Here is a 12,853-nt window from a genome sequence, read left to right as displayed (position 1 = left end):
TGGATTACTGCTCGCAGATGGCGAGGAAGTTCTCGAAGACGGCTTCGCCCTCCTCCGTGTGTGCCACCTCGGGGTGCCACTGGACGCCGTACAGGTCGCGGTCCGTGTCGCTCATCGCCTCGATGTCGCACACGTCGGAGGTGGCGGTGTGGGTGAAGCCGTCGGGGACTTCTTTCACCTCGTCGGCGTGGCTCGCCCAGACGCGCGTTTCGGGGGCCAGCGAGCCGAGAAGCGGGTCGTCCTCGTCGAGGATGTCGACGTTCACGTCCGCGTAGCCGCCGTAGTCGCCGCCGCCGACCGTTCCACCGAGTTCGGCGGCGAGTATCTGCATCCCGAGGCAGATGCCGAGGACGGGAACGTCGAGTTCGAGGTAGTCGGGGCAGTTGCCGATGCGGTCCATGTCGGGGCCGCCCGAGAGGACGATACCGTCGGCGTCTAGCTCTTCGGGCGGTGTGTCGTTGTCCACGAGTTCGGTGTCGATACCGAGGTCACGGAGTGCTCGGTGTTCGAGGTGGGTGAACTGGCCGTGGTTGTCGATGACGACGATGCGAGTCATCAGTTGCGAACTGGTAGTCGGGTGGTGGTCAAAAAGCGTCCGGAACGCGCCGACGGAATCGCTCGTCGCCCAACCGGGCGACGGCACGCAACTGAAGTCACTCGCCGCCGTCCGTGGGGACGTGAACCCACCCCGCGTGCTCACCCGCGCCCGCCCGGCCGTCCGTGCGGTGGTCGGCGTCGGTCTCGCTCTCGTCGTTCTCGCCGTCTTCGTCAGCCTCACCGGCGGGCGAGCGGTCCTCACCGCCGTCGCTCGCGCGGACCTCTCGCTCGTCGCCGCCGCCGGGTTCGCCGGCGTCGCCGCCATCGCCTCGTGGGGAGAGTCGCTCCGCCACGCCGTCCGAACGACGAAGGTCATCGGCGGCCTCCGCTACCGCCTCGCGTACTTCTCGGGCGACTTCGCCCGACAGATACTCCCGATGGGTCGTCTGAGCGGGTCGGCGATAATCGGCTACGCCGTCTCGCGTCCGTTCGAGTTGAAGTACGAGGAGGCGCTGGCCGCCGTCACCGTCGCGGACCTGTTGAACCTCCTCACGGCGGTGACGGTGTCCGCGACGGGCCTCGTCGTCCTCGTCGTCGGGTCGGGCATCGGCGACGTTCGCACGTTCGTCGCCGGCCTCGTCGGCGCCGTCGTCGTCGCGGCGGGCGTCCTCGCCCTCGTCACGCGCCGCCGCGACGTGCTCGAACGCGTCGTCGGCGGCGTCTTCGGCGTCGGCTATCGACTCGCGACGCGACTCGGAATCTCGACGCTCGAACGGCACCTCCACCCCGAGAGCGTCTCACGGCGCGTCGAGAGCTACTTCCGGACGCTGGACGAGGTGGGACAGGACCGCAAACGGGTGGCGCTGACGGGCCTCTTCGCGGCCGTCGGATGGGTCGGATTCGGCTCGTCACTCGCGCTCGCGGCGGCCGCACTCGGCGCGGACGTCCCCGTCGCCGCCGCGTTGTTCGTCGCCCCCGCGTCGGGCCTCGTCGGGTGGTCGCCGCTCCCCGGCGGAACCGGGGGCATCGAAGTCGCCGTCACCGCGGGACTCGTCGCGACGGCCGGCGTCCCCGTCAGCACCGCCGCGGCCGTCGCACTGCTGTACCGCGTCTGTAGCTACTGGGTCGTCGTCGCCGTCGACGCCGCCGCGACCGGACTGTTAGCCGCGTTGTACCCCCGGTAACCGGGTCACCGCTCGCCGTCGGTCCGCTCGTTCTCCCCGTCCGCGCCGTATCGCTCCGCCGCGGAACTGAATCCGAACTCCGCTCGCTCGCGGGAGCGACGCGCCTCGCGCGCGGCGAACGCCTCGGGGTCGGGCGAGGCGTCGTCGTCGACGCGAGCGAACGACTTGTGGACCTTCGTGTGGCACCACCGACAGAGCGCGACGGTTATCTCGTGGGACGGGACGCCGCCGTCGCTCGCGGCCTCGCCGTACGAGAGGTGGTGTTCTTCGAGGAGCGCTCGTTCGCCCGCTTCGTGGGCCATCCGAACCTCTTCGAGTCCACAGCGGACGCACTCGCGGCCGTCCGTCGTCGACCGGTAGTGCGGACAGTCGCGGAAGGACGCGTCCTCGTCGGCGGCGACGCAGGCGTAGTCGTCCGCTCGCCTGGCCGCCGCGAACTCGGGGTCGTCGCCCGCACGGTCGAGGGCGAACCGACAGCGGCCGTCGCCGGTGAGGTGGTCGCAGACGCCCGCGTGGTCGTACGGGTCGTCCACGCCGACGGGCGTTCCCGTGGGCGTCTTCTCCATGCGTTCTCGTTCCGCGCCGTCCGTCTTCAATGCGCGGACCGCCACCGATATGATTATTTCGCGCGCACGAGCCAGGAATTGTATGGGCGCGATAGCGGCGTTCGAACTCGGGGGCGAGACGTTCGCACTCGGACGGGTCATCGAGGCGATTCCGTCCGTCAGAGTCGACCTCGAGCGAGTCGTCCCCGTCGACGGGGGGGTGCTCCCCTACGTCTGGGTGCGAGGAGACAGCGCGGACGAATTCGGACGCGTCGCCGCCGAAATCGACGGTATCGCGAACGCCAGACGAGTCGAGTCGTTCGAGGACGTGACGCTGTACCGTCTCCGGTGGGACCCGACGATGGACCAGTTCATCACGACTATCATCGACGCCGATGGGACGGTGCTGGAGGCGTCCGGTGACGTGCGGGGCTGGCGGTTCGAACTCCGGTTCTCGGAGCGCGAGAATCTCGCGACGTTCCAGACGCTCTGCAACGAACGCGACATCGACGTGAGCGTCGTCAAGGTTCACAGTCTCCACGAACTCAGCGAAGAGACGTACGGTCTGACCGCGGCCCAGCGCGAGACGCTCACGACGGCGTACCACGCGGGGTACTTCGCCGAACCGCGAGAGACGACGACCGAAGAACTCGCGAGACACTTCGACGTGAGCAGCCGAGCGCTGTCCGGACGTATCCGTCGGGGGACGGGGCGACTGCTCGCGAGTACGCTCGTCGCCCACCCCGACGCCGAAGCCGACGGACCTACGTCTTCCCCTCGGTCGGGGGACTGACTTCAACTCCTTCGACAGCGAAGACGAGCACTCATGCCGACGTCTCTTCTAGACGCGGGTGGCCCGGGGCGAGAGTGTCACAAAGAACACACATCAGCCGCGGGGCGAGACAACTCATGCATCATGGAAACTCCGACTCGACGCAATCAGGTATAGGTCCATCGACAGATTCGGCGCGGCGACACGTCCGCGAAATCGGGCCGACCGAGGACCTCACGGCGGCCATCATCGAAGCCGTCGCCGCCGCCACCGGCAACGACCCGATGGAACTGCCGCCGCTTCACCGCGAAGGCGTCGACGCAGAGGCCATCGCGACGCTCCTCGACGGGCCGACCACCGACCTCACCGTGACACTCTCGGCCTACGGCCACGAACTCGTCGTCGAGTCCGACCGCACGCTCACCATCTACGACGCCGCCGAGGACTGGGGCGGTATCTCGACGGACGCGAGACGTCTCGCGAACGACTGAGGACGGAACCCGAGCGACGGCCGGTGGGACCGGACGCAACCGAACTGGGGACTCGCCGCCTACCGAAGACGGGAAATCACGACCGACAACTCGCCTCTGACGCCTCCCAGAGGGGGAACGCCACGGGGACGCGTCGAAGCACGCGACGACCGAGAGGACGCCGTCGCACGGATATTTTATGTAGTCGCCGGGTGACGGCCCGTTCGTGCGCGTCGAACACCGCCGGAACGGAACAGGTCGAACCCTCGCTAGCGACGTGGAAGTCGCGGACAGTTTCCTCTCGAAGGCTCGCGGACTGATGTTCCGTCGCCGCATCCCCGACGACTACGGCCTCGTCTTCGAGTTCGACGACGTCGACAGGCGGAGTCTCCACATGGTGTTCGTCCCGTTCGACATCGACGCTCTCTGGTTGGTCGGCGAAGAGGTGACGAAGGTGAAGCGACTCTCCGGGTGGACGGGGGTCGGCTTCGGACTCGCCGACCGAATCATCGAACTGCCCGCCGGGGCCGCCGACGGCGTGAGTCGCGGCGACACCGTCCGTCTCGTCGACCCGTAATCGGAACGGCGAAAACTGTCGGGAGGGTCTCGTTTAAGTGCGTCCACGGCCTCGGAGCGTGTGAGCACATGACTCGTGGTCGATTTATTCGGGGGTAACCCCACAACACCCCTCGCATCCGTCCTGGATTCTGACGACGACGTACAGCTGTTAGATACGACGCTCCGCGACGGCGAGCAAGCGCCGGGTATCTCGCTCTCGCCGGAGGAGAAAGCCGACATCGCCCGCGCACTCGACAGAGCGAACGTCGCCTACATCGAGGCGGGAAGCGCCTGTACCGGCGAGGGCGAACGCGAGACGATTCGCCGCGTCACCGACCTCGGTCTGGACGCGACGATAACGAGTTTCGCCCGCGGCGTCCGCCGCGACGTGGACCTCGCACTCGACTGCGACGTGGACGGCGTCACCATCGTCGTCCCCGCCAGCGACAAGCACGTCGAGGGCAAGGTCGGGACGACGCGCGAAGAGGTGGTCGAGACGACGGGTGACCTCGTCGCCTACGCGAAAGACCACGGCCTCTGGGTCGAGGTCATCGGCGAAGACGGCTCTCGCGCCGACCTCGACTTCCTCGTCGACATCGCCGAGGCGGCCCTGAACGCCGGTGCGGACCGGACCTGCTACGCCGACACCGTCGGCCACGCGAGTCCCGAGACGACGTACGAGTACGTCTCCGCGCTCGCCGAACTCGGGCCGGTGTCGACGCACACGCACGACGACCTGGGACTGGCGATGACGAACGTCTACGCCAGTCTCGCCGCCGGGGCCGACATGGTCCACGGAACGGTCAACGGCATCGGCGAACGCGCCGGCAACGTCGCCCTCGAAGAGGTGGCTATCGCGCTCTCGCACTGCTACGGCGTCGAGACGGCGAAACTCGACGAACTCTACTCGTTGGCGCAGAAAGTCGCCCGCGCGACGGGCGTCCCCCTGCCGCCGAACAAGGCCGTCGTCGGCGAGAACGCCTTCACGCACGAGAGCGGTATCCACACCGACGGGACGCTGAAAGACGACGCGATGTACGAACCGTACGCGCCGGAGACGGTCGGCAGAGAGCGTCGTCTCGTCCTCGGCAAGCACGCCGGACGCGCCGGCGTCGCGGCCGCCCTCGACGAACACGGCGTCGACGTCACCGATGACCAACTCGCCGCCGTCGTCCAGCGCGTGAAGACGGTCGGCGACCGCGGCAAGCGCGTCACGGACGCCGACCTCCTCGCCATCGCCGAGGACGTACAGGGCAGAGAGCGCGACCGCCGGGTCGAACTCCTCGACCTCACGGCCGCGTCCGGCGGCGGGACGCCAACCGCTTCCGTCCGCCTCCGCGTGGACGGCGACGAACGCGTGGCCTCGGGGACCGGGAGCGGTCCGGTCGACGCCGCCGTCGAGGCCGTCCGCTCGGCGCTCGGCCCCGATGCCGACGCGCAACTGGACTCGTACCACGTCGACGCCATCACCGGCGGCACGGACGCCGTCGTCACCGTCGAGGTGGAGATGTCGTACGCCGACCGCTCGGTCACCGTCGCGACCAGCGACTCCGACATCACGCGCTGCAGCGTCGAGGCGATGGTCGAAGCGCTCGACCGACTCCTCGTCGCCGAGGGCGACGCCGACGACACCGCCGAGTCGCCGCCGCGCGCGGACGACTGAGTCGGCACCCTCGCGTTTCGCGTTCTTTCGCTCCCTCGTCAGCGACGCTCTTCGCCGACGAGGTACGTCCACCCGCCGCGCCGTTCGAACCGAACGTCGCCGTCGAACCGCGCGGCGGCGTACTCGGCGACGCGCTTCGTCCGGAACTCGGTCACGTCGATGCGGCGTGTCTGCCTCGTGCGTTCGTCTGGTCGCTCGGCGGCGAGCGCGTTCATACATCCACATTCACGAGAACGGATAAGTAGCCAATCCTAGCGGAGTGAAAGTGTAATCGGAAGACTGCGAAGCATCGACTGCGAAGTCGCCGGCGGTCTCACTTCGATATCGACTTCGACACCCATCCGGTCGACCCGCTCGGATACGGTCCCTCTTCTTCGCGGGGTTGGAGCGTCCCGGTGCCGTCGGTCGCGCGGACGACGACGGTGTGTCTCTCTCCGGGGTCGTCGTAGGTGTGTTCCCACTGTCGCCACGCGTCCTCGGCGAACTCGCCCGCCTCGTCGGTTCCCGCGGGGAGGGGGTCCGACAGCGTCGCGCCCGTCCACGAGTCGCCGCCGTCGGTGGAGACTTCGACGCGGTCGATGCCGCGCGTGCCCGCGTAGGCGTGCCCGGCGACCTGTATTCGGTCTCCGAGTCGGTTCGTCGCGTGCAGTTTCGCGGCGGTGTTGACCGGGCCGGTTCCGTGCCATCCCCGCTTCTCCCAAAAGCCCTTCTCCGGCCCCTCGAGCACCTCTATCTCGGTTATCCACTTGACGTTTATCTCCCCCCAGTGGCCCGGGACGAGCGCTCTGACGGGGTAGCCGTGCCCGCGCGGGAGCGCCTCCCCGTGCTTTCCGTAGGCGAGGAAACTCTCTCGGAGCGCTTCGACGGGGAACTCCTCGTAGTAGTTGTCGGCCGCGCGGAACATCACGTGCGTCCCCCGCGGGTTCACCTCTTCGAGGATGCGCGAGACGGGGACGCCCGTCCAGAGGTCGGTGTCCATCAGCTTGCCGTTCACGGGGTCGCTGACGCATCGGAGCGTGACGAAGCGCTGTTCGGCCCCGAGTGCGACCAACTCGTCGTAGGTGTAGCTGGCGGGGCGTTCGACCGCGCCGGTGACCGAGAGCGTCCAGTCGTCCGCCGAGAGGTTGGGGTCGACGTTGCTGATGTCGACCTGGTAGAAGTCGTCGCTGACCAGTCCTTCGAGTCCCTCGACGTCGAGGGTCCTGCGGTCCGCCTCGTCGAGGAGTTCGCGCGTCGCGTCGGGGTCGCCGAACCGGGTGTCCGTCGAGGACGCCGAGTCCGACCCCCGCGTTCCCGAACCCGCGGAGTCGTCCACCGATGCGGCGTTCGACTCACCGCGTCCGGCCGTCTCGGTGTCGCCGAACGCGTACCCGACGGCTCCGACGCCGAGTGCCGTCGTGAGACCGCCGAGGACGCGTCGCCGGGCGGACGAGACGGTGTCCGTCGTCGACGCGGGCGTCGCGGCCGCCAGTTCCGCGGCGGCGACGACGACTGCACTCCCCGCGCCGGCACCGAGTGCGAGCGACGGCGCGCCGGTGAGGACGGCCGTCAGTCCCCACGCGAACCCCCCAGCCAGACCGACGGACGCGAGAGCGCTGTCGAGTCGGCGGCCAGCGAGGAGTGCCGCGAAGGCGGCCCCCGCGAGTACCGCCGTCGCGAGGCCGACGGCGAGTGCGAGGTTGAGCAACTGTCCGAAGTGGTCGATGCCGGCGAACGTGCCGAGCGTCGTGATGGCGAACCGGAGGACGGCGTCGGGGACGGTCCGAGTGAGGAACGCCTCGACGGGAGCGACGACGAACGCGGGGGTGAACCCGGCGGCGGCGTACGACCCGGCGACGGCCGCGATACCGGCGAAGAGGGCGGTGGCGTGCGTCGAGTCGAGTCGTCGGCCGAGGCGGTTCCGTGTCATCTGTTCGCTAGTGGGAGTCCGACGGGGATGTACCTTCTTCAGAATCTCACCCAACTTCGCGTCGAATCTCACGGGAAACGCCGCGAGGGGGGAAGCGAGCGAGGCGCGTCGGGACGCACAGATTCATCAGGTTTCACAGACATATCTATCCGAACCGCTCTGGATTTCAGCCCGGAGACGCCGCGTCGTCGCCGTACGACGTGCGGTCGGGACGCGGTCGAGACGGGAAGTGCGCAGACATGATATCGCTACAGTCGCTCAGGGAGTCGCTCGTCGCGCTCGTCCGACGGCTCCGGCCGGCCGGCAGCGTGACACAGCAGGCGGTGAAGAGCGGCGTCTGGCTCGGGGTCACCAACGGTCTCACGCAGTTTCTGAACATCGGAAAGCTGGTCGTGCTCGCGGGGTTGCTCTCGCCGCGCGACTTCGGACTGGTCGGTCTCGCCGTCCTGACGATGGCCGCACTCCGGGAAGTCACCCAACTGGGGTTCTCCGAAGCGCTCGTCCAACGGGCGGAGGCGCGCGTCGACAGCTACCTCGACACCGCGTGGACGGTCCAGTCGCTCCGCGGCGTCGTTCTCGGCGTCGTCCTGGTGGCCGCTGCGCCCTGGGTCGGCGCGTTCTTCAGCGAACCGCGGGTGGTTCCCATTCTCAGGGTGATGAGCGTCGTGCCGTTGCTGGCGGGGCTCCAGAACCCTGCGCTCGTCTACCTCCAGAAGGACCTGCAGTTCCACCGGGAGTTCCTCTACCAGTCGAGTCTCGCCGTCGTCAGCGCCGGCGTCTCCGTCGGCGTCGCCCTCACCACGGGGTCCGTCTGGGCGCTGGTCGCGGGCTCCGTCGCGGGCGCGGCCGTCCAACTCGTCGTCTCGTACCTCGTCCACGACTACCGGCCGCGGCCCGCGCTCGAAGTGACTCGCCTCCGAGAACTGCTCTCCTACGGGAAGTGGATAACGAGCGGGAGCATCCTCGTCTTCCTGACGAACTCCGGCGACGACCTGTTCGTGGGGTGGTTTCTTGGGTCGACCGCGCTGGGGCTGTACCAGTACTCCTATCGGCTGTCGAACACCCCCGCGACGATGGTGAGCAAGCTCATCTCGACGGTGGCGTTCCCGACGTACTCGAAAGTCCAGACGGACCGCGATAGACTCCGAGAGGGCTACTTCCGGGCGCTCACGCTGACGGCGTTTCTCTCGATTCCGATGTCCGTCGGTATCGTCGTCGTCGCCCCCACGTTCGTCCGCGGGTTCCTCGGAGACGAGTGGGTACCCGCCGTGTTGACCCTGCAGTTGCTGACCGTCTGGGGACTCGTCCGGGCGCTCGGGTCGACGAGCGGCCCGCTCTTTCGCGCGGTCGGTCGGCCGGACTACTCGACGAAGATTCAGCTGGGAAAGGCGCTCATCGTCGCCGTCCTCATCTACCCGGCGACGGCGCGGTTCGGTATCGAAGGGACGGCGCTGGTCGTCGTGCTGAACGCGCTGTTGTTCTCCGAGCCCATCGTATACTATCTGGCGATGAAGACCATCGACGGGAGCTACGCTCGTCTCGCCAAAGTCCTCGGCTACCCCGCGGCCGCGAGTGCGGTGATGGGCGCGGCGGTGTACGCGACCCGAGAATCGGTCTCCCTCGGCTCGGACGCCCTGGAGTTCTGCGTGTTGGTCGCCGTCGGGGTGGTGACGTACGGTCTCTGTGTCCTTCTCCTCGAACGCTGGTTCGACTACGACATCGGGACGCTGGGTCGGACGATAGTCGGTGCGCTGTCGACGTGACGGGAGAGTGTCGCCCGGTCGTCAGGGCGTCGGCGTGTCAGGGTCCGGACGAGACGCCGGTCCACGGATACTCGCCGGTAGCGCGGATTCGCCAGTCGGTCATCCGCCGACGCACGGTGCCAGCCGCGTCGAACCCCCGCGGCCCGAGCATCGAGACGAGACACGAGAGCGCGAGGGTGGCCGTCGGGCGGAGACGGAACGCCGAGAGAAAGTACCGGGCGGCCCGTCGGGTCTCTCCCCGGTGCAACGCGTGCGTGGCCCGTTTCTGATAGTACCACTGCGAGTAGAGTCGGCAGAGTGCGTCGGGATGGCGGTACAGTTCGTCGGCGTACTTGTCGAGGACGAGACTGTACAGGTCCATCTGCTCCGGTTCGCGCGAGATGTTGTCGTCGTGGAGCGTCCGCCTGACGAACAGTTCCGGGAGGTAGTCGAACTTATACCGCTTCGCCAGTCGAATCGACATGTCCCAGTCGACGCCGCGAGGGAACGCCGTATCGAATCCGTCGACGGCCTCGAACGCCTCGCGACGAATCATGTGTCCCGAGTGAGGACCGACGCCGAACGTTCCCAGTATCTCGGGATAGATGTCACCGCGCCACGACGGCCGAGAGACGTCCGTCACGACGTCGTCTCGCACGCAGAAGCCGCCGGTGTAGACGACGCCGTACTCGTCTCCGAGCGACTCCATTCGCCGAACCTGCCGCTCGACCTTCACGGGGTGCCACCGGTCGTCGTCGCCGAGGATACAGAGATACTCTCCTCTCGCCTCCGCCGCCGCCCGATTGAAACTGTACGAGATGCCCCGGTTCTCGTCGTTGTGAAAGACGCGGACGCGGTCACCCGCGCGCGCGTCGAGAACCGCCCGCGTGTCGTCGTCGGAACCGTCGTTCACGACAACCGCTTCGATATCCGAGTACGTCTGTTCGAGGACGGTGTCGATGGCTCCGCCGACGTACGCCGCCCGGTTGTACGTCGGGATGAGGACACTCACACTTGTCATACAGCCAATATACATGAAGCCAGATTAAATCAATTCTCCTACGTTCAGCGTTCTGAGACGATTGTACTAGAGACGAAGAATGTATCAAAGAGAGACGATTCCCGAAGTGTTTATCGAGAATCAGGACGACTCGGAGTGTATGACCGTTCGTAGTTTTATATTGACACGATTTGCCGACGACGCCCCTCACTACGGATACGAACGGCTTCTCGGAGAACGATGAGCGACCCCGATTCGGTTCCGTTCACCGATATCTACGTCGACGACGCTATCGTCGACCGAGTGGCCGACGCGCTTCGAAGCACGCGGTACGTGAAGGGACCGGAACTGGAGGCGTTCGAGCGAGAGTTCGCCGAAGAGTGCGGCGTCGAACACGCCGTGGGCGTCAGCAGTGGGACGGCCGCCCTCCTCCTCTCGTTGGAAGCGGCCGGCGTCGGGGGGAGCGAGGACGAACAGGTGTTCGTCCCCGGAAACACGTTCTTCGCGACGGCGTCTCCGGCGCTCAAACTTGGGGCGACGCCCGTGTTCGTCGACGTCGACCCCGAGACGTACACGATGGACCCCGCGGACCTCGAAGAGAAGGTCGCCGGCGCGAAGAACCCCTCGGCGGTGATGCCCGTCCACATCTACGGCCATCTGGCAGACGTCGACGCCATCACCGCCGTCGCCGACGACTACGATTTAGTCGTCGTCGAAGACGCCTGTCAGGCGCACTTCGCCGAACGCGACGGACACGTCGCGGGAACCGCGGGCGACGCGGGCGCGTTCAGCTTCTACCCCTCGAAGAACATGACCGTCGGCGGCGACGGCGGGATGCTCGTCACCGACCGAGACGACGTCGCTGAGTCCGCGCGAAGACTGCGGAACCACGGCCGCGACGGCGACGGCGTCCACCGAGCGCTCGGACTCAACTATCGACTGAGCGAGGTTCACGCCGCCGTGGGTCGAGAACAGTTGCGGCACGTCAGACGATGGAACGAGGGGCGCAACGGGGCGGCGCAGCGCTACACCGAACGGCTCGGTTCGGTCCCCGAGGTGGTCACGCCGACGGAACGAGACGGTGCGTTCCACGTCTACCACCTCTACGTGGTTCAGGTCCCCGCGAGCGAACGCGACGAGTTCCGAGCGTCGCTGGCGAGACAGGGTATCGAGACGGGACTTCACTACGAGACGCCGCTTCACCGCCACCCGAGTCTCGCCGGTCACGCCGAGGAGACGACGCTAGAGGTCACCGACCGACTGTACGAACGCATCGTCTCGCTCCCGATGCACCCCCGGATTACCGAAGTCGAAATCGACCGCGTCTGTTCGGCCGTCGAGGCGTACTTCGACGGCGACGACGGCCGCGAGGGCGACGGAGACCGGCGGTGACCGACCGCTGCTACGCCGTCGTCGGGATGGGCTACTGGGGGAGCAACCACGCTCGTATCGCCGCCGAACTGCTGGACGAGGGACTCGTCGGGTCCGTCGTACTCTGCGACACGAACGAGGACAGGGTGTCGCAGTCGGCGGCGGACTACGGCGTGTCCTACACCGTCGACTACGCCGAACTCGCGTCGATGGGCGTCGACGCGGCGGTCGTCGCGACGCCGACACCGACGCACTATCGGGTCGCGACGGACCTCCTCGAAGACGGCATCGACGTCCTCGTCGAGAAACCCCTCGCGCAGAACAGCGAGGATGCGTGGAGCATCGTCGACACGGCGGCGGAGAACGACCGCGTGCTGGGCGTCGGGCACATCTTCCGGTACCACCCGGCACTGCTCGAACTGAAACGGCGTATCGACCGCGGCGAACTCGGACAGATACGGTATCTCTCCACGAATCGATTCGCGTTCAGAGTTCCGCGAGAGGACACGGGCGTACTGTTCTCGCTCGCCGTCCACGACATCGACGTCTACAACTTCCTCCTCGGACAGTGGCCCGACAGCATCTACTGCAAACTCGACTCGACGATTCGACCGGACGTCGACGAGACGGCGACGGTCCTCCTCTCGTACGGGCAGGCGACCGGCGTCATCAACGAGTCGTGGCGGGTACCCGTGTTCGGGAAGCGTCGCGACGTGACCGTCGTCGGAACGAAACGGTCGGCGTACATCGACTACCTCGAAGATACCGTACTGGAACTGTACGACTCCGAGATTATCGAGGAAGGGGGCGTTCTCCGCGAGTGGAACGAGGGAAAGCAACGGCACGAGACGGACCCGGACGAACCGCTCCGTGCGGAGGTGGAGGCGTTCATCGACGCGTGCGAGACACGAACGGTGCCGCGTGCGTCGGGAGAAGTCGGCGCGGTCACCGTGGAACTTCTCGAAGCCGCGAAGCGGTCGAACGACCTCGCAGAACGCGTCAGCGTCGAGCGATGAGGCCGAGTCCGGTCCTGCCAGCCGACTGACGGTCCGCGCGACAGACGGCGAGTACCGTTATTGGGCTTCGAAGAGTGGACTTCGAC

13 protein-coding genes are annotated in these 12,853 nt (G+C 67.2%); 8 read left to right on the top strand and 5 right to left on the bottom strand.

Going from position 1 to position 12,853, the window contains the following annotated elements:
• Positions 1-4: 4 nt before the first annotated feature.
• Positions 5-556, bottom strand: a complete 552-nt coding sequence (locus tag BM282_RS04080; protein WP_089876999.1) for a GMP synthase subunit A — start codon at positions 554-556, stop codon at positions 5-7.
• Here BM282_RS04080 and BM282_RS04075 point away from each other — a divergent pair.
• Positions 537-1,721, top strand: a complete 1,185-nt coding sequence (locus BM282_RS04075) for a lysylphosphatidylglycerol synthase transmembrane domain-containing protein (protein WP_245758292.1) — start codon at positions 537-539, stop codon at positions 1,719-1,721. The two genes, BM282_RS04080 and BM282_RS04075, sit on opposite strands and share 20 nt — an antisense overlap.
• Before the next feature lie 5 nt (positions 1,722-1,726).
• Here the strand turns inward: BM282_RS04075 and BM282_RS04070 are convergent, their stop codons facing one another.
• On the bottom strand, positions 1,727-2,287 hold the full coding sequence (locus BM282_RS04070; protein WP_089877384.1) for a DUF7097 family protein: 561 nt from the start codon (positions 2,285-2,287) through the stop codon (positions 1,727-1,729).
• Positions 2,288-2,369: 82 nt separating this feature from the next.
• On the opposite strand from BM282_RS04070, the gene BM282_RS04065 reads away from it, so the two are divergent.
• The 4 genes from BM282_RS04065 (at position 2,370) to BM282_RS04050 (ending at position 5,729) form a co-directional block, all read left to right on the top strand.
• Complete coding sequence (locus BM282_RS04065; protein WP_175501351.1) at positions 2,370-3,059, top strand: helix-turn-helix domain-containing protein; 690 nt, start codon at positions 2,370-2,372, stop codon at positions 3,057-3,059.
• Between the two features lie 116 nt (positions 3,060-3,175).
• Positions 3,176-3,529, top strand: a complete 354-nt coding sequence (locus BM282_RS04060) for a HalOD1 output domain-containing protein (protein ID WP_089876993.1) — start codon at positions 3,176-3,178, stop codon at positions 3,527-3,529.
• 205 nt (positions 3,530-3,734) lie between these two features.
• Positions 3,735-4,085: a DUF192 domain-containing protein gene (locus tag BM282_RS04055; RefSeq protein ID WP_089876991.1), complete on the top strand. Its 351-nt coding sequence runs from the start codon at positions 3,735-3,737 to the stop codon at positions 4,083-4,085.
• Between the two features lie 75 nt (positions 4,086-4,160).
• A complete protein-coding gene (locus BM282_RS04050; protein ID WP_089876989.1) occupies positions 4,161-5,729 on the top strand; it encodes a (R)-citramalate synthase in 1,569 nt (522 codons plus the stop codon).
• A gap of 38 nt (positions 5,730-5,767) precedes the next feature.
• On the opposite strand, the gene BM282_RS18395 is transcribed toward BM282_RS04050, so the two are convergent.
• Together BM282_RS18395 and BM282_RS04045 are read right to left on the bottom strand one after the other, a co-directional pair.
• A complete protein-coding gene (locus BM282_RS18395; protein WP_175501350.1) occupies positions 5,768-5,944 on the bottom strand; it encodes a hypothetical protein in 177 nt (58 codons plus the stop codon).
• Between the two features lie 98 nt (positions 5,945-6,042).
• Positions 6,043-7,638, bottom strand: a complete 1,596-nt coding sequence (locus BM282_RS04045; protein WP_089876987.1) for a molybdopterin-dependent oxidoreductase — start codon at positions 7,636-7,638, stop codon at positions 6,043-6,045.
• A gap of 239 nt (positions 7,639-7,877) precedes the next feature.
• On the opposite strand from BM282_RS04045, the gene BM282_RS04040 reads away from it, so the two are divergent.
• Entirely contained in the window at positions 7,878-9,401 is a 1,524-nt protein-coding gene (locus BM282_RS04040) for a lipopolysaccharide biosynthesis protein (protein WP_089877381.1), read from the top strand.
• A 37-nt stretch (positions 9,402-9,438) separates the two neighbouring features.
• Here BM282_RS04040 and BM282_RS04035 read toward each other — a convergent pair whose 3' ends face one another.
• A complete protein-coding gene (locus tag BM282_RS04035) occupies positions 9,439-10,401 on the bottom strand; it encodes a glycosyltransferase family 2 protein (protein WP_175501349.1) in 963 nt (320 codons plus the stop codon).
• 219 nt (positions 10,402-10,620) lie between these two features.
• Between BM282_RS04035 and BM282_RS04030 the strand changes: the two genes are divergently transcribed.
• Positions 10,621-11,772: a DegT/DnrJ/EryC1/StrS family aminotransferase gene (locus tag BM282_RS04030; protein ID WP_089876983.1), complete on the top strand. Its 1,152-nt coding sequence runs from the start codon at positions 10,621-10,623 to the stop codon at positions 11,770-11,772.
• Positions 11,769-12,767, top strand: a complete 999-nt coding sequence (locus BM282_RS04025; protein ID WP_089876981.1) for a Gfo/Idh/MocA family protein — start codon at positions 11,769-11,771, stop codon at positions 12,765-12,767. Before BM282_RS04030 ends, BM282_RS04025 begins: the two co-directional genes overlap by 4 nt.
• Positions 12,768-12,853 lie beyond the last annotated feature (86 nt).

It is taken from the genome of Halogeometricum limi, from assembly GCF_900115785.1.
GTDB lineage: Archaea > Halobacteriota > Halobacteria > Halobacteriales > Haloferacaceae > Halogeometricum > Halogeometricum limi.
Note: the sequence above shows the minus strand (reverse complement) of the source record. Positions and strands in the feature narration are given on the sequence as shown.

Coding starts and splice junctions, on each gene's coding strand:
- BM282_RS04075 (WP_245758292.1), top strand. CDS start 537: ATGACGACGATGCGAGTCATCAGTTGCGAACTGGTAGTCGGGTGGTGG.
- BM282_RS04080 (WP_089876999.1), bottom strand. CDS start 556: ATGACTCGCATCGTCGTCATCGACAACCACGGCCAGTTCACCCACCTC.
- BM282_RS04070 (WP_089877384.1), bottom strand. CDS start 2,287: ATGGAGAAGACGCCCACGGGAACGCCCGTCGGCGTGGACGACCCGTAC.
- BM282_RS04065 (WP_175501351.1), top strand. CDS start 2,370: ATGGGCGCGATAGCGGCGTTCGAACTCGGGGGCGAGACGTTCGCACTC.
- BM282_RS04060 (WP_089876993.1), top strand. CDS start 3,176: ATGCATCATGGAAACTCCGACTCGACGCAATCAGGTATAGGTCCATCG.
- BM282_RS18395 (WP_175501350.1), bottom strand. CDS start 5,944: ATGAACGCGCTCGCCGCCGAGCGACCAGACGAACGCACGAGGCAGACA.
- BM282_RS04045 (WP_089876987.1), bottom strand. CDS start 7,638: ATGACACGGAACCGCCTCGGCCGACGACTCGACTCGACGCACGCCACC.
- BM282_RS04040 (WP_089877381.1), top strand. CDS start 7,878: ATGATATCGCTACAGTCGCTCAGGGAGTCGCTCGTCGCGCTCGTCCGA.
- BM282_RS04035 (WP_175501349.1), bottom strand. CDS start 10,401: ATGACAAGTGTGAGTGTCCTCATCCCGACGTACAACCGGGCGGCGTAC.
- BM282_RS04030 (WP_089876983.1), top strand. CDS start 10,621: ATGAGCGACCCCGATTCGGTTCCGTTCACCGATATCTACGTCGACGAC.